Genomic DNA, 16608 nt, shown 5'->3' on the forward strand with positions numbered 1-16608 from the left:
TCCGGCGTCGCTCACGACGCCTCGTCCCGAAGGTCATCGTCGATGCAAATTCAGATTCACAAGGAAGTCGATGCGCGCGGGCTGGTGTGCCCGCTGCCCATTTTGCGCGCCAAGAAGGCGCTCGCCGACATGGAAAGCGGCCAGATCCTCAAGGTGCTGGCCACCGATCCGGGCTCGCAGCGCGATTTCGCCGCGTTTGCGAGGCAAACCGGCAATGAAATCGTCGAGAGTTCGGCGCAAGACAAGGTTTTCACGTTTCTGATGAGGCGCCGCTAACGAGCGGCAGCGAGCCGGAAACGCGCGCCCCACACAAAAAGGCGCTGTGCCCGCTAATGCGGGACACAGCGCCTTTTTTACTTCGGTTCGAAGCGACCGGAAGGCTCGTGCGCGAGCGCCGTTCAGCCTTCCAGAACCGGTGAACGGGTGCGCAGATATTCTTCGAAATCGGCGGCCACTTCCGGGTGACGCAGCGCGAATTCGACCGTCGCCTTCAGATAACCCAGCTTGCTGCCGCAGTCGAAACGCGTGCCGTGATACTTGTACGCGAGCACCTGTTCGTCGGCGAGCAGCGACTGGATTGCGTCCGTCAACTGCAATTCGCCGCCCGCGCCCGGCTTGATCGAGCGGATGTGGTTGAAGATGCGCGGCTTGAGCACGTAGCGGCCCACCACGCCGAGATTCGACGGCGCCACGTCAGGCTCCGGCTTTTCGATGATGCCCGACATCTTGATGATCGAATCTTCCCACTCCTTGCCGTCGACGATCCCGTACGACTTGGTCTCCTGCCGCGGGATTTCTTCGACGCCGATCACCGAGCTGTGATAGTGGTCGAACACCTCGATCATCTGCGTCATCACGGGCGGCGTGCCATACAGCAGGTCGTCCGCGAGAATCACGGCGAACGGGTTGTCGCCCACCAGCTTTTCCGCGCACAGCACCGCGTGGCCGAGGCCCAGCGCTTCCGGCTGGCGCACATAGAAGCAGTCGACGTGGCTCGGTTTGATGCTACGGACCAGTTCGAGCAGCTTGTCCTTGCCGCGCGCTTCCAGCTCGGCCTCGATCTCATAGGACTTGTCGAAGTGGTCTTCGATCGCGCGCTTGCTGCGGCCCGTGACGAAGATCATTTCGGTGATGCCGGCCGCCATCGCTTCTTCGACCGCGTACTGGATCAGCGGCTTGTCGACGATCGGCAGCATTTCTTTCGGGCTTGCCTTCGTGGCCGGGAGGAATCGGGTGCCAAGACCTGCGACCGGAAATACCGCCTTTGTAACTTTTAGCATTTGAATACCCTGAGTCCTCTGGTTTAGCTTTCAGTCCCCACCTGCCGGTGCGACTGCAGGCAGGGAGCGTCGATCAGGCCGGCAGGCGGGCCAATTGGGCTTTCAGCTTGCCCATGGTGGCCTCGAAGTCGGCAAGTCTCTTCTGCTCCTGCTCGACGACTGCCGGCGGCGCCTTGGCAACGAAACTTTCATTCTGCAGTTTGGCGTTGCACTTGGTGACTTCGTTGCCGAGCCGCGCAATCTCCTTCGACAAACGCTCACGTTCGACCGCTACATCGATCTCCACCTTCAGCACGAGCTTATCGCTGCCTACGATAGCAATTGGCGCGCCATCCGCCTGCGCATCGAGCGCGGCCTCGTCGGCGATGATCTGCACTTCCGACAGACGGGCCAATGCCTGGGCGTACGGAGCAAAGGTACGCAGGCGTTCCGCGTTGCCGGTGGCGAGCAGCGGCACCTTGACAGCCGGCGACAGATTCATTTCGCCGCGCAGATTCCGGCACGCATCGATCACCGCTTTCAGGTCGGCCGCCCACTGTTCAGCCTCCTCGTCGAGCTTCGAAGGTTCGGCGATGGGGTACGGCTGCACCATGATGGACGCCTCGCCCTCGGCCGCGCCTGCGGGATAACGTCCGGCCAGCGGCGCCACTTTCTGCCACAGCGCTTCGGTGATGAACGGAATCACCGGATGCGCGAGGCGCAATACCGTTTCGAGCACGCGCAGCAGCGTGCGGCGCGTGGCGCGTTGCTGGTTCGGCTCGCCCGTCTGGATCTGAACTTTAGCGAGTTCGAGATACCAGTCACAGTATTCGTCCCAGACGAACTTGTATAGGGCGTTGGCCACATTGTCAAAACGATAGTCGGAAAAGCCCTTGGAAATTTCCGCTTCGACGCGTTGCAGGCGCGACACGATCCATCGGTCCGCCGACGAGAAATGCAAATGCCCGTCCGGGCCGCATTCGCCGCACTGTTCCGGCTTGCCAAAGCCGCAATCGTGGCCTTCGGAGTTCATCAGCACGAAACGCGTGGCGTTCCACAGCTTGTTGCAGAAGTTGCGATAGCCTTCGCAGCGCGCCAGGTCGAAGTTGACGTTGCGCCCGAGCGTGGCCATCGACGCCATCGTGAAGCGCAGCGCGTCGGTGCCGAACGCGGGAATGCCGTCGGGGAATTCCTTGCGGGTTTTCTTTTCGATCGACGCGGCCTGCTTCGGATTCATCAGGCCGGTGGTGCGCTTGGCGACCAGCGCGTCGAGGTCGATGCCGTCGACGATATCGATCGGGTCGAGCGTATTGCCCTTGCTCTTCGACATCTTCTGGCCTTCGGCGTCGCGCACCAGACCGTGCACGTAGACCGTGTCGAACGGCACCTTGCCGGTGAAGTGCGTGGTCATCATGACCATGCGCGCGACCCAGAAGAAGATGATGTCAAAGCCGGTGACCAGCACCGATGACGGCATGAAGTGCTTCAGCTCCGGCGTTTCGTTCGGCCAGCCGAGCGACGAGAACGGCACCAGCGCCGACGAGAACCACGTGTCGAGCACGTCTTCGTCGCGCTTCAACGTACCCGTGTAGCCGGCTGCGGCGGCCTTCGCGCGCGCGTCCTCTTCGGTCTTCGCGACGAAGATTTCGCCGCTTTCGCCGTACCACGCCGGAATCTGGTGGCCCCACCAGAGCTGGCGCGAGATGCACCAGTCCTGGATGTTCTCGAGCCACTGATAGTACGTGGTGGTCCAGTTTTCCGGCACGAACTTGATCTCGCCGCTGCGGACCACGTCCAGCGCGGTTTCGGCGATCGATTTGCCCGGATTGAAGGTGCCTTCCGGCGCCGGCTTGCTCATCGCGACGAACCACTGGTCCGTCAGCATCGGCTCGATCACGACGCCCGTGCGGTCGCCGCGCGGCACCATCAGCTTGTGCGGGTTGACCGATTCGAGCGCGCCGAGCGCTTCGAGGTCGACCACCACCAGCTTTCGGGCTTCGAAACGGTCGAGGCCGCGATATTTCTCCGGCGCGTTACCGTTGATTTTCGCGTCGAGCGTGAGGATTTCGATTTGCGGCAGCTTGTGGCGCAGGCCGACCTGATAGTCGTTGAAATCGTGCGCGGGCGTGACTTTCACGACGCCCGTGCCGAATTCGCGGTCGACGTAGTCGTCGGCGATGATCGGCACTTCGCGATTCGACAGCGGCAGCGTGACCGTCTTGCCAATCAGATGCGCGTAGCGCTCGTCTTCCGGATGAACCATCACGGCGGTGTCGCCGAGCATGGTTTCCGGCCGCGTGGTGGCGACCGTCAGATGGCCCGAGCCGTCGGTGAGCGGATACTGGATGTGCCACAGGTGGCCGTTTTCTTCCTCGCTGACCACTTCGAGGTCGGACACGGCGGTGAGCAGCACCGGGTCCCAGTTGACGAGACGCTTGCCGCGATAGATCAGGCCCTGTTCATACAGACGCACGAACACGTCGCGCACGGCGGCCGACATCTTGTCGTCCATCGTGAAGTATTCGCGCGACCAGTCGATCGACGCGCCCAGACGGCGCACCTGGTTCGTGATGGTCGAGCCGGACTGCTGCTTCCATTCCCACACGCGTTCGACGAACTTCTCGCGGCCGAGATCGTGGCGCGACACGCCCTGCGCGTCCAGCTGCCGTTCGACGACGATCTGCGTGGCGATCCCCGCGTGGTCCGTACCCGGCACCCACAGCGTGTTTTCGCCGAGCATGCGGTGATAGCGGGTGAGGCCGTCCATGATGGTCTGGTTGAACGCATGGCCCATGTGCAGGGTGCCCGTGACGTTCGGCGGCGGCAACTGGATGGAGAAATCCTTGCGGTTTTCGTCGAAGGAGGGCGCCGCGTAGGCGCGCTTTTCCCATTCAGGGCCCCAGTGGGCTTCGATGGTGTAGGGCTCGAAGCTTTTGGCAAGCGTTGAGGTGGTGTCGCTCGGGGTCTCGCTCATGTGTCGTTCGGCTGATGAATGCAAAGAATGCTTGATTATAAGCGGGGCGTGACGGTGGGGGATTTTTGGGGTGCGTTCTTGGGGTGTTGGGCTTTCCTGGAGTTCACGGTGGTCTATTGGTGTTGCCCCTGTGCGGGGGATTTGCATGCGTCGCATACGTGTCCTCTAACGGCGCATGGCTTTATAAATCAAATACTTGGCGGCATAGAGCAACGTGATGCGGTATATCGCAGTCTCCCTAAAAATTCCCCGCGGCCCCGCCGTGGGTCAATACTTTGACAGGGACACGCCATGGCACGAATCAACCATACCCGCAAACTGCTCGATTCGATCCGCAGGGCCGGCCCCGACGACACGCACCGCGAACTCGCCGACCTCCAGAAGGGTTTCGGCGCCCGCATCACGCCGAACGGCACCATCATCTTTTTCTACCGCTACAGCGCCGCGGGCGGGAAGCACCGCCGCCAGATCATCGGCGGATATCCGGCGATGACCGTTTCCCAAAGCACGCCGCCGCGTGCTGGAACTGACGCAGGAAGTCGAGCATTCGAGCGACACGGCGACCGAGATCGTGCGCAAGCGCGAACGCGCGCACCGCACCGAACAGGCCGCGAAGATCGTCCCGACGATCGGCGAATTCATCGATGAGCACTACGCCAAGCGCGTGCGCGCGAGTATCAAGACTCCAGACCGGACCATTGCCGAACTGCGCAAGCTCGGTGCAGCCTTTCCCGGCGCGTTGAACCGGATCAGCGTGCGGGACATGCTGGAATGGGCCTATTCGGAACCGGAAAAGGAAGTCGGCGAGGACCGCACCATGAATGAGCCCAGCCACGGTCGGGTCCAAACTTACCGCGCTGCGCGGCCTGCTCACGCACGCGGTCAGGCTCGAATTCATCACCGCAAACCCGGTTGCACAGGTCATGGATGATAACAAGGCGCTCTTTGACGAGGGCGAAGTCCGCGACCAGTGGCTGCGGGCGGATAGGGAAATCCGGCTGCGCGCAGCGCTTGACGCGCGCGAGGCGCGGATGCGTGCGAGTCATGCACAGATCGACGCGGACCCTCGCTATGACGTGGTGTATGGTCCAGATGCCGCCTATGTCGATCACTTCAAGCCGGCCGTGTTGGTCGCGTTCGGCACGGGCCTGCGGCGTGTGGAACAGTTGCAGCCTCAGTGGCCCGACATCGATTTCGACAACGAGAGCATCCGGGTTCGCAAGGCGATGAGCAAGGGAGACCGCACACGCTATGTGCCGATGTGCGATGAAACTCTTTTGGTATTGAAGTGCTGGCGGGCGCAGACTTCAGGCGGCCCGGTGCAGCCCGATCCTGGTATCCGGTGACGCGCTCGGCGAGGAACGCTGCGAAATCAAGCCTGATTGCCATGTGCTGGCCGAAGCGAAGATCGACGGTTTCACGTTGCGCGACCTGCGCCACTCGTTTGCAACGCGCCTCGCGCAGCACGGCGTACCCATCGAGCGCATCAGAAAATGGCTCGGACATAGCAGCATCCAGCAGACGTTGCGTTGAGCGCACCATTGCCCGGACCAGCAGCGCGACGATATCCGCGCGCTGGACCGCGTGAGTGCAGCAGGGGCACGCACTGCACAGGCGGTCGCGTGAACAGACTGCACGATCTTTCCTCAAACTGGCCCCCGCGATGCAGGGGGTTTTTCTGTCAGTCGCAACCTGCACGCGACTTGCATCGTGTCACATGCGACTCGCAACATACGGCGTTCGAGTCACATGCAAGTCATCATCCCTTTAGAAAAGACCTGCTCCAAGACCCGGCGATGGACCAACGCGCGACGCACTACGATACGCCGTATGACGTGCTTAGCATCGGCTATCTACTGCGCCGCGCGCTCCATGGCAAACTCCGTCATCTCGTCATCCAGGCGCTCGAGCGCCGCTGGGCCCATGGCGGGCGTGTCGGCGGTGCAACTGATCGTGTGACCGTGCGCAGCATCGAGCCTGCACCCGCATAGAACGCAAGGCACATAAAGTCACGCACCTCGTCGGGCGGGTCGCCCGTCAGTTCGGCCTCGGCGAAGCCTTGGACATTTTCGGCAATCGTCGGTATGGAATTCATGGTCAGCTCGTTTTGGCCTCACGCATGAGGTCATCACGCAACGTGTCAATTTCGACCAGATACGATTCGAGTGGGCTGATAAGAATGATCCGCTCCGACCATATGCGCAGCTGCGCATTGCATGACGCAGCGCGCGCGCTGATTGCCAGCATGGCCGAAGGCACACCCAGCGCTCTCACCTTGCCGGATATCACGCGGATTGCACGCGCCGCGCTGGTAGGTGCAGAGCCAGCGGACCCGCGCCAGTGTGTAGGGCTGACGACGCACTAATCGCGGAGGAAAGGTGACTACGCGATAGGCAAGGTATGCAAACAGTGAAACACTACCGCCGTTGAGAGTGACGTTAGGCGATCAGGTGCGCGCGGAAGCGATCCGGCGCGGCGGCGAATGGAAGACGGCCGCCGATCAATACGCCGCACTTGCGGTCAGGTGGTACGGCTTCAGGCCGCGCAAGGGCGAAGACCTGCACACGGTTTTCGATGAAGTCATTCGTACGGCGGGGGAACAAACATGCACCGCTGCCCCTGGCTGGAAGGTACACAAGTGGTCCCGCGCAATGCGTGGGGGTGCCGACGGCACTGGTACGCGTTGCCCAATAATCTGCGGGCGTGGATCGGCCGGACATACCGCCAGGGCGTTGAGCGCGGCGACCATCCGTCGCCCTCGTATCGGGACCCGCATCACGCCTGCCTCACATGGATTCGTGAGCACGCGCGGCCCGCGTGCGAACAGGAGATAACCGCTGCGCCGTTTCGTCACAGCAGTGACGATTTAGGACCCGTCTGACACCCTTTCCATCTCGAAAATGCGATCGTTACCCCATCTGATCTGCGAGAGAGAGAAATGAAAGCGATTGCGATTATGGCGGTTGGCACGGTGTGCCTGGCTGGACTTTCTGGCTGCGGCACCACGAAGAGCTACAGCGAGATGTATGTGCACGGCTGGACGCGTGAAAGCATGGACAAGCGGTTCCCACCCGGGACAACCGAGCGACAGGTTGTTGACAGGCTTGGCTATCCGTACCGGGCCAGCAAGGCTGACCGCGTGGAACGTTGGGACTATGCGGGTGGCAAGACCAGCCAGCAGATGGTCTCGTTCGTTTTCCGGGACGGCAAGCTCGTGCAGAAGACGTACGAAAATTTCTGACCGGTGTCGCGCGCGCCCGCTCCGCCCATAAGAAAGGCTACGAACGGGAGGGTCTCCACGAGACCGTCGTCAGCCACGTGCAGCGCTGTGGCGTCGACCGCATACGGTGGGCGCGCAAGTGGCAATCCTGGAGCCGGTCCAGATCTGGACGCACATCGCACAGCGCTTGAATGGCTTCGCACCCAGGCGCAGGAGCCGCAGCATACGAATCGATCCGCAATGCCCGAATCTCATCCCGAACCCGCCTGGTGCGGGTCTTTGCGTTTCTGGGGCATCCCGCGCTCGTGGAGGACGCATTGGGCGCGGGCGACGGTGAAGAACTGCCGCTGTACCAGGCGTTGCGCGCGCAGTGGGCCGACGAACCTCCCCCGATGCTCAACGGTGCGCGTACTGCGACGCTCGCGCCCGGTGAATCGATCGAAAGCGTATCGGCCACGCACGTTCACGGCAACTCAGAAACGTTCGCGCATGAGATGCGGCGCATGATTGCCGCCGTGCTGGGTTTGAGTGCCGAACAGCTTGCGCAGGAGTGGAGCAAGACGAATGGCAGCAGCGCGCGCCGCCGTGCTCGAAGCGTGGAAAACGCGGGTGCGGCGGCGTGACGAATTCTGCCTTCTACGGTGCGTGGCTATGGGAAGCGATGGACCGGCACGAATTGCCGCAGCCTTCCGATGCGCCGCCGTACATCGAGGCGCGCCCGGCATACGGGCGCTGTTCATGGATGGGCGTCGCGCTCGGCTGGATCGATCCGACCAGGGAAAAAGCGGGCGGCGTCATGGGCATGGACGCGGCACTGTCCACGCTCAAGCCCGAATGCGCGGAGCAGGGGCACGACTATGAAGAAGTACTACATCAGCGTGCGAACGAAATGCGGCTAGTGAAAGAACGAGGTCTGTAATTGCCTGATTGGGCCGGTAGCGTGGCGGCGGCTGAAGCGGCAAGAACCGATCAGGTGCCGATGCCACAGTGAGATGCGGGAGCAAAAAGAGCGCGCCTGAAAGCGGCGCGCAAACAGAGGAGACATCAACCGGGACCGCAATTGCCGGGAACAACTGCGATCGCCATTATCGATGCTACTCCCGTCCCGCAGATACACTATCAACAAACGTCACATGCAGCAGGACTACCGATCCGCCAGCGCAATGAATCGGACTATCCGCATCTGGCGACACGGCTCCGCTCGCGATTGTGCCGGGCAAGATCGGAATGCCGGCATCCCGCTCGCCCGCAAGGGCGACCTGATCGAGTGTCCGCTACATCCCGAGGTTCGGCCCAATATCACTATCGAGGGCGACGAATCGATGGATGATGAGGGCCGTCCGATTGCCCGTGCCGGTCATCGTGGCACGTGCGGCTGCCACCTGATTTCGAGCCTGATCTGATGGCGCTTGGCCTAGGTCTAACTGGAGCCGGGCGCGGCTGGACGACACCGTGCAGTACGCTATACGCACGTTACCGCGCGGAGCGCAGGCCGTGCCTGGTGATGAACAGTACGTGCTGTTCGATCCCGAGTGTCGGCAATGGCATCTCGCGCCGCACGACACGATAGATTGTTGATGTAACCGTACAGACCCTGATCCTGCTCAGGCGGACCAAAGGCGAGCGCACTCGCGCCGGAAACGGCGCGGTCAGCGACAGAATCAAGCGGCAACTTCGGCACTTGATCCATACCGACACCAAGCGAGCGTCCATTGCGCGAATTGAACTAGCCACCGCCGCCCGCTGAGTCCGGTGATTCTTCTCACGGGCATTCAAGGAAAGGCCAACACGGCGAAGACCACCACAGCCAACCCGCCAACCCCAAAAAAACCCATCCCCCGCCGCGGCATATAATGTCGAACGACCTGCCGCCCGTCCCCAAAAAATGCCCGATCTGCTAGCCAATCTAAACCCTGAACAACATGCCGCCGTCACGCTCCCCAATGAGCCCGCGCTGATTCTCGCCGGTGCGGGCAGCGGCAAAACCCGCGTTCTGATCACGCGCATCGCGTGGCTGATCCAGCACGGTCTCGCGTCGCCCGCCACGATTCTGGCGGTGACCTTCACCAACAAGGCCGCGCGCGAAATGATGGCGCGTCTGTCGGCGCTCTTGCCGATCGACACGCGCGGCATGTGGATCGGCACTTTCCATGGCCTGTGCAACCGGATGCTGCGCGCGCATCATCGCGACGCGGGGCTGCCGGCCACGTTCCAGATTCTCGACACCGCGGATCAGCTGTCCGCGATCAAGCGTCTGATGAAGGGCCTCAACATCGACGACGAGAAGTACCCGGCGAAGAACCTGCAGTACTTCATCAACAACGCGAAGGAACAGGGGCTGCGGCCGAAAGACGTCGATGCCACCGACAACTTCAACCGCAAATTCGTCGAGCTGTACGAAGCCTACGACCAGCAATGCCAGCGTGAAGGCGTGGTCGACTTTCCCGAGCTGCTGCTGCGCTGCTACGAACTGCTCGCGCACAATCCGCCGTTGCGCGCGCACTATCAGGCGCGCTTCAGGCACATTCTCGTCGACGAGTTCCAGGACACCAACAAGCTGCAATACGCGTGGCTCAAGCTGCTCGCGGGCCAGAGCAACGCGATCTTCGCAGTCGGCGACGACGACCAGTCGATCTACGCATTCCGTGGCGCGAACGTCGGCAACATGCGCGACTTCGAGCACGAGTTCAACGTGCGCCATCTGATCAAGCTTGAGCAGAACTACCGCTCGCACGGCCATATTCTCGACGCCGCGAATCAGCTGATCGCCAACAACTCGCGGCGCCTCGGCAAGAATCTGCGCACCGACGCGGGTCACGGCGAGCCAGTGCGCGTGTACGAGTCCGCGACGGATTCGCAGGAAGCCGGCTGGATCGTCGAGGAGATCAAGGCGCTCATCAGCACCGGCACATCGCGCAGCGAGATCGCGATTCTCTACCGCAGCAACGCACAGTCGCGCACGATCGAACACACGCTGGTCAATGCGGGCATCGCGTATCGCGTGTACGGCGGTCTGCGCTTTTTCGAGCGCCAGGAAGTCAAGCACGCGCTCGCGTATCTGCGCCTGATCGACAACCCAAACGACGACACCGCGTTCGCGCGTGTCGTCAATTTCCCGACGCGCGGCATCGGCGCGCGCTCGATCGAACAGCTTGCGGACGCGGCGCGCCTGTACAACTGCTCGATGGCCGCGGCGATTCCGTACGTCGCGGGCAAGGCGGGATCGAGCCTCGCCGGCTTTGCGAACCTGATCGGCAAGATGCGCGCGGAAACCCAGCAGATGAGCTTGCCGGAAACCGTCGAGTACGTGGTCCGCACGAGCGGTCTCGCGGAGTTCTATCAGAACGAGCGCGAAGGCCAGGACCGGCTGGAGAACTTGCAGGAACTGGTCAACGCGGCCGCCGCGTTTGTCAGCGAAGAGGGCTACGGGATGGACACGCCGGCGCGCTCGATTCCGCTGCGCCCGGGCGCGACTGCCGCGCCCGAACTCGCGGTCGCCAGCGACGATCCGAATACCGTCGTGCTGGACGCGCCCGGCATCGCCGATCCCGCGCAAAACCCGGACACGATGACGCCGCTCGCCGGTTTCCTGTCGCACGCGTCGCTCGAAGCGGGCGACAACCAGGCGCAAGCCGGCCAGGAAGCGGTGCAACTGATGACGGTGCACGCGGCCAAGGGTCTCGAATTCACGGCGGTGTTCATCACCGGCCTCGAAGAGGGGTTGTTCCCGCACGAGAACAGCGCGATGGAATCGGACGGTCTGGAGGAAGAGCGGCGCCTGATGTACGTGGCGATCACACGGGCGAAGGAGCGTTTGTATCTGTCGTTCGCGCAGAGCCGGATGCTGCACGGGCAGACGCGCTACAACATCCGTTCGCGCTTCTTCGACGAACTGCCGCAGGAAACGCTCAAGTGGCTCACGCCGAAGGTCGAGGCGGGCGCGCGCTGGGGCGGCCGTTCGGATAACGCGGGTTATGGGCGCGACTGGTTTGCGCGGCCGGGCTATACGGGCCCGGCATCGTCGACGCCGGCGCCGCTGCCGGCCTTCGCGAACGAGCAGCGCGCGGCCGAGACGGGCTTTCGCGTGGGGCAGCAGGTGTTCCATACAAAGTTCGGCGAAGGCACGATCACCGCGCTGGAGGGCGGCGGGAACGACTCGAAGGCGCAGGTCAAGTTCAAGCGGCACGGCGAGAAGTGGCTGGCGCTCGCGGTCGCGAAATTGCAGGCGGTGGAATGAGCGGCGGCGAAATGGGTGGGACGAGCGCAAACGTGGCTGGCTCAAGCACGCCTGATATCCCGGTGAACCGTAGCGGCGCGCCGGCCTCGCATCGTCCGCTGGGTATTCTGGCGGCCTTGCCGCAGGAACTCGGCGATCTGATCGAAGCGATGCGCGCCGAGTCCGGCGTGCGCACGATTACGCATGGTCAGCGTGACTATCACCTGGGCACCGTCCACGGCGCGCCGTGCGTCGTCACGTTGGCGCGCATCGGCAAGGTCGCGGCGGCCGCGACCGTCAGCGCGCTGATCCATGCGTTCGACGTCGACGCGGTCGTGTTCACGGGCGTGGCAGGCGGTGTCGGGGGCGACGTGCGGGTCGGCGATATCGTCGTCGCCGATGCGTTGCTGCAGCACGATCTCGATGCATCGCCGCTGTTTCCGCGTTTCGAGGTGCCGTTGCTGGGCGTGTCGCGTTTTGCCGCCGATGCGGCGTTGGCCGACCGGCTCGCCGCGGCGTGTGAGCGTTTTGTCGCGGAAGAGGGCGTGGCCTCGGCGGCGCGCTTCGGCACGCGCGAGCCGCGCGTGCATCGTGGCTTGATCGTCAGCGGCGATCAGTTCGTCGCGAGCGCGGCGGGTGTGAACGCGTTGCGCGATGCGTTGCCGGATGCGCTCGCGGTCGAGATGGAAGGTGCGGCGATCGCGCAGGTCTGCCATGAATACGGCGTGCCGTGCGCGGTCGTGCGCACGATCTCCGATACCGCCGACGATCATGCCCCGGAGTCGTTCGTGTCGTTTCTGACGGAGATCGCGGGGGCTTATTCGAACGCGATTCTGACGCGCTTTCTTGATGCGCGGACGGCGCAGGTTTGAGCGCTTGAGGGCTGAAGGGCGCGCGGGGCTGGGTGGATGACGGCGCGCGCTTTTCGGGCTATTTTTTAGGCTGCTTCCCTCGCGCGGCTCTTCGGCCTGTCTTTGTCAGCTACGCTTCTTCAGCGTCGCTTCTCAGCCTGGCCTCCCAGCTGGGCCCCCAGCGAAGTTCCCCAGCGCAGCTCACTCACCGAGCTTCTCCGCGCATCCCGCCAATCACGCCTTTCCCACCTCGCCCAGCGCCTCGCGAACCTGCTGCAACGCGGCCGGATCTTCGATAGTCGGCAGATCGCCCGGCTCGCGTCCTTCCGCAAGCGCCGCGATCGCGCGGCGCAGCAGCTTGCCCGAGCGTGTCTTCGGTAGCATCGACACCACCACCACGCGCGACGGCCGCGCAATCGCCCCGAGCTGGCGATCGACCGTCGCCGCGAGTTCGGCTTCCAGCCGCGCGCGCTCACTGGGGTCCGCATCGGATTGCGCGCCGCGCAGCACCACGAAGGCCATCGCCACCTGACCCTTCACCGCATCCGTCACGCCGACCACCGCCACTTCCGCGACCGCCGCGTGGCTCGACAACGCTTCCTCGATCTCGCGCGTGCCGAGCCGGTGGCCGGCTACGTTGATGACATCGTCGGTGCGGCCGAGAATCGTCACGTAGCCGTCCTTGTCCTGCACGCCCCAGTCGAAGGTCGAATAGACCTGGTGATCCGGAATGCTCGACCAGTAGATGCTGACAAAGCGGCTGTCGTCGCCCCACACTGTCGACATGCAGCCCGGCGGCAGCGGATAGTCCAGCGTCAGCACGCCTTTTTCGCCGGGCGCGCAGGGCTCGCCGGTCAGCTCGTTGCGCAGCGTCAGATTGAAACCGGCCGACGGCACACCTGGCGAGCCGAGCTTGGTGGGCAGCGCTTCCACGCCGCGCGGGATCGCCAGCATCGGCCAGCCGGTTTCCGTCTGCCAGTAGTTGTCGATCACCGGCTTGCCGAGCGCGTCGGAGATCCACGCTGCGGTCGGCTCGTCGAGCGGCTCGCCGGCGAGAAACAGGGTGCGCAGGCTCGACAGATCGGCCTTCTTCAGCAGCGCCGGGTCCTGCTTTTTCAGCACGCGCAGCGCGGTCGGCGCGGTGAACATCAGATTGATTTTGTGTTGTTCGACGAGGCGCCACCAGATGCCGCCGTCCGGACGAATCGGCGTGCCTTCGTACATCACGGTGGTCAGTCCCGCGATCAGCGGCGCGTAGACGATGTAGCTGTGGCCGACCACCCAGCCCACGTCCGACGCGGTGAACATCGTGTCGCCGGGCTTGCCCTGAAAGATGTGTTCCATCGATGCGGCCAGCGCCACCGCATACCCGCCGACATCGCGCTGCACGCCCTTGGGCTTGCCGGTGGTGCCCGAGGTGTACAGCACATACGAGGGCTCGTTCGATTCGAGCCATTCGCACGGCACGTGCACGTCGAAGAACTGCTCGCGCAGCGGCTCGTAGGCGACGAGGTAGCGCGCGTTCAGGCGCGCGGGCGCGAGTTGCCGGTCGACCAGCAGCACGCTCGGCGTCTTGTGCTTCGCGCGCGCGAGCGCTTCGTCGATCAGCGGTGCGTAGTCGATAACCTTGCCGCCGCGCGCGCCGGCGTCGGCGGTCACGATCAGCACGGGCTTCGCGTCGTCGATGCGGGCTGCGAGGTTGGGCGCCGCGAAGCCGCCGAACACCACCGAGTGAATCGCGCCCAGACGCGCGCACGCGAGCATCGCGAACAGCGCCTCGGGGATCATCGGCAGATAGAGCAGGACGACGTCGCCGCGCTTCACGCCGAGCGAGCGCATCACCGCGGCCATCCGGTTGATCTCCGCGTACAGCTCGGCGTAGGTGTAGCGCCGCTCGATGCCGGTCTCGGTCGACACGTAGATCAGCGCGTTCTGCTGGGCGCGCGCGGCCAGATGGCGGTCCACCGCGTTATGACAAAGGTTCGTGCGGCCGCCGACGAACCAGCGCGCGAACGGCGGTTTCGAGTGGTCGAGCACGGTGTCGAACGGCGTGTGCCAGTGGATCCGCTGCGCTTCGTCGCGCCAGAAATCCTCGGGGTTCTCGATCGAACGGCGGTGGAAGTCGCGGTAGCTGGTCATCTGCGGCGATCCTTCTGCTGCGTGAGTGAACGATGTCGATGGCGGGGCATGCGCCCTGTAGCGCGGCGCGAGTGCGGCGTGTGTGCTCGCACAAGCATAGAGCACGCGCCGTGCGGCGGGCAACGCGGGTTCACCATGAGCGGAAATAGGGTCGCCGCGATGCCGGGCCGATGACGCGGCGGCGCGATGACGCGGGGTCAGGCAATGCATGTCGGCTGCGCCCGCTCGCTGCGCAAAAAGAAAAAGGCGCCGCAGCGCCTTTCCCCTGAATGCAACTTGCGAACAAGCCGCTCACGCCTTCGCGCGCTTGCCCTCGACATCCGGCAGCAGCACAGTCAGCACGCCGATCAGCGGCAGGAACGAGCAGACCTTGTAGACGAACGCGATACTGGTGGCGTCGGCCAGCTGCCCGAGCACCGCCGCGCCGATCCCGCCGAGGCCGAACGCGAAGCCGAAGAACAGCCCCGCGACCATCCCCACCTTGCCGGGAATCAGCTCCTGCGCATAGACGAGGATCGCTGAGAACGCCGAGGCCAGCACCACGCCGATGATCACCGTCAGCACGCCGGTCCAGAACAGGTTCGCGTACGGCAGCAGTAGCGTGAACGGCGCGACGCCGAGGATCGACACCCAGATCACGTACTTGCGGCCGATCTTGTCGCCGATCGGACCGCCGATCACCGTGCCCGCCGCGACCGCCGCGAGGAACACGAACAGATGGATCTGCGCGGCCTGCACCGTCAGATGGAACTTGTCGATCAGATAGAACGTGAAGTAGCTGTTGATGCTCGCAAGGTAGAAGTACTTGGAGAACACCAGCAGGATCAATACGCCCATCGCGAGCATGACCTTGTTGCGCGACAGCGTCGCGTGCGCTACCTGGCCGCGCGCCTTCTTCACTGACGGATGCTGCTTGTACCAGCGGCCGATCTGCGTGAGCACGACGATCGCGGCGAGCGCCGCCGCCGAGAACCACGCGATGCTGCGCTGGCCGTGCGGAATCACGATCAGCGCGGCGAGCAGCGGCCCGAGCGACGATCCCGCGTTGCCGCCCACCTGGAACAGCGACTGCGCGAGTCCGTGCCGGCCGCCCGAGGCCATGCGCGCGACCCGCGACGATTCCGGATGGAACACCGACGACCCGCAACCGACCAGCGCCGCGGCCACCAGCAGCACGCCGAAGCTCGGCGCAATCGACATCAGCAGCAGGCCGGCTAGCGTGAAGCCCATGCCGACGGGCAGCGAATACGGCTTCGGATGCTTGTCGGTATAGATGCCGACGAGCGGTTGCAGCAGCGACGCGGTGATCTGGTAGGTCAACGTAATCAGCCCGATCTGCCCGAACGACAGCGAAAAGTTGTCCTTCAGCATCGGGTAGATCGCGAGGATCAACGACTGGATCATGTCGTTGAGCAGGTGCGAAAAGCTGATCGCGCCGAGCACGGAATAGACCGTGCGCTGAATTTTGACGGCCGGCTGGGCGGCGCCGCCGCTTCCGGCTGAAGCGCCGGCGAGGGCGTTTTTATCGAGGCTCGTTTCCATACGCTGGGTGAGAGAAAAAATGAGAGAGAAAAAGTGTGGTGAATAGGGTTGAGCTGTTGCCGGCAGGTCGTCGTTTTACGTTCTGGCTGCCGCGGCACTTTGACGCGACTTCCGGCCCTTTCAGTCGTTTCACGAAGTTTAATGTGGCTTGAGTGAATTGTAAGGACAAGTTTTGTCGCGAATCGGACATGGTCGTACATCGGCGAAGCCGCTGGCGTACCAAAACCGGGCGCCGGCTGCACTGTGAGCGTGTCGGCGGCGGATTGCTGGTGTGCGGCGGCGGAGAGCCCGGCCGGTGGCTGATAAATCCGGTTGGCCGATTTTTGGCCGTGTATAAACACCGTCGCGGGCGCGCGGCTTACAAAGCCGCGCGTCGAGGACCGGGCGACACGCGGCGGCCATGGGCG

Annotated in this window: 16 protein-coding genes; 12 read left to right on the plus strand and 4 right to left on the minus strand. The window is 63.6% G+C overall.

Features of this window, described 5'->3' with window-relative positions; translation table 11 throughout:
- Positions 1-48: 48 nt before the first annotated feature.
- A complete protein-coding gene (locus FVF58_RS00195) occupies positions 49-276 on the plus strand; it encodes a sulfurtransferase TusA family protein (RefSeq protein WP_149668337.1) in 228 nt (75 codons plus the stop codon).
- A 122-nt stretch (positions 277-398) separates the two neighbouring features.
- Here FVF58_RS00195 and galU read toward each other — a convergent pair whose 3' ends face one another.
- Positions 399-1280 (minus strand): UTP--glucose-1-phosphate uridylyltransferase GalU, encoded by an 882-nt coding sequence (gene galU / locus FVF58_RS00200; RefSeq protein ID WP_149667951.1) that lies wholly within the window; start codon positions 1278-1280, stop codon positions 399-401.
- 73 nt (positions 1281-1353) lie between these two features.
- Entirely contained in the window at positions 1354-4233 is a 2880-nt protein-coding gene (locus tag FVF58_RS00205; protein WP_149667952.1) for a valine--tRNA ligase, read from the minus strand.
- Positions 4234-4524: 291 nt separating this feature from the next.
- Between FVF58_RS00205 and FVF58_RS00210 the strand changes: the two genes are divergently transcribed.
- The 11 genes from FVF58_RS00210 (at position 4525) to FVF58_RS00260 (ending at position 12541) form a co-directional block, all read left to right on the plus strand.
- On the plus strand, positions 4525-4881 hold the full coding sequence (locus FVF58_RS00210) for an Arm DNA-binding domain-containing protein (RefSeq protein WP_149667953.1): 357 nt from the start codon (positions 4525-4527) through the stop codon (positions 4879-4881).
- Positions 4805-5164, plus strand: a complete 360-nt coding sequence (locus FVF58_RS00215; protein WP_149667954.1) for a hypothetical protein — start codon at positions 4805-4807, stop codon at positions 5162-5164. Before FVF58_RS00210 ends, FVF58_RS00215 begins: the two co-directional genes overlap by 77 nt.
- Positions 5157-5579 carry a tyrosine-type recombinase/integrase gene (locus FVF58_RS54080; protein ID WP_188130666.1) on the plus strand — a complete coding sequence of 141 codons (423 nt, stop codon included), beginning with the start codon at positions 5157-5159 and terminating at the stop codon, positions 5577-5579. The genes FVF58_RS00215 and FVF58_RS54080 overlap by 8 nt, the downstream gene beginning before the upstream one ends.
- 43 nt (positions 5580-5622) lie before the next feature.
- The gene (locus FVF58_RS54085) at positions 5623-5766 is read left to right on the plus strand and encodes a tyrosine-type recombinase/integrase (protein ID WP_188130667.1); all 144 of its coding nucleotides are present in this window, start codon (positions 5623-5625) and stop codon (positions 5764-5766) included.
- A 263-nt stretch (positions 5767-6029) separates the two neighbouring features.
- Positions 6030-6224 (plus strand): hypothetical protein, encoded by a 195-nt coding sequence (locus tag FVF58_RS00230; protein ID WP_149667957.1) that lies wholly within the window; start codon positions 6030-6032, stop codon positions 6222-6224.
- Between the two features lie 947 nt (positions 6225-7171).
- Positions 7172-7474, plus strand: a complete 303-nt coding sequence (locus FVF58_RS00235) for a hypothetical protein (RefSeq protein WP_149667958.1) — start codon at positions 7172-7174, stop codon at positions 7472-7474.
- A gap of 170 nt (positions 7475-7644) precedes the next feature.
- On the plus strand, positions 7645-8076 hold the full coding sequence (locus FVF58_RS00240) for a phage portal protein (RefSeq protein ID WP_149667959.1): 432 nt from the start codon (positions 7645-7647) through the stop codon (positions 8074-8076).
- Positions 8073-8372 carry a hypothetical protein gene (locus FVF58_RS00245; protein WP_149667960.1) on the plus strand — a complete coding sequence of 100 codons (300 nt, stop codon included), beginning with the start codon at positions 8073-8075 and terminating at the stop codon, positions 8370-8372. Before FVF58_RS00240 ends, FVF58_RS00245 begins: the two co-directional genes overlap by 4 nt.
- Before the next feature lie 214 nt (positions 8373-8586).
- Positions 8587-8856, plus strand: coding sequence for a PAAR domain-containing protein (locus FVF58_RS00250; RefSeq protein ID WP_246216884.1), 270 nt, complete (start codon positions 8587-8589; stop codon positions 8854-8856).
- Positions 8857-9338: 482 nt separating this feature from the next.
- A complete protein-coding gene (locus tag FVF58_RS00255; RefSeq protein WP_149667961.1) occupies positions 9339-11690 on the plus strand; it encodes a UvrD-helicase domain-containing protein in 2352 nt (783 codons plus the stop codon).
- Positions 11691-11701: 11 nt separating this feature from the next.
- Positions 11702-12541 (plus strand): 5'-methylthioadenosine/adenosylhomocysteine nucleosidase, encoded by an 840-nt coding sequence (locus FVF58_RS00260; protein ID WP_246216902.1) that lies wholly within the window; start codon positions 11702-11704, stop codon positions 12539-12541.
- 213 nt (positions 12542-12754) lie between these two features.
- Here FVF58_RS00260 and FVF58_RS00265 read toward each other — a convergent pair whose 3' ends face one another.
- Positions 12755-14869 carry a propionate--CoA ligase gene (locus tag FVF58_RS00265; RefSeq protein ID WP_425468892.1) on the minus strand — a complete coding sequence of 705 codons (2115 nt, stop codon included), beginning with the start codon at positions 14867-14869 and terminating at the stop codon, positions 12755-12757.
- Positions 14870-14950: 81 nt separating this feature from the next.
- Entirely contained in the window at positions 14951-16201 is a 1251-nt protein-coding gene (locus FVF58_RS00270) for an MFS transporter (protein ID WP_149667962.1), read from the minus strand.
- Between the last annotated feature and the right edge of the window lie 407 nt (positions 16202-16608).

Source organism: Paraburkholderia panacisoli (genome assembly GCF_008369935.1).
In the GTDB taxonomy this organism is placed as follows: Bacteria; Pseudomonadota; Gammaproteobacteria; order Burkholderiales; family Burkholderiaceae; genus Paraburkholderia; species Paraburkholderia panacisoli.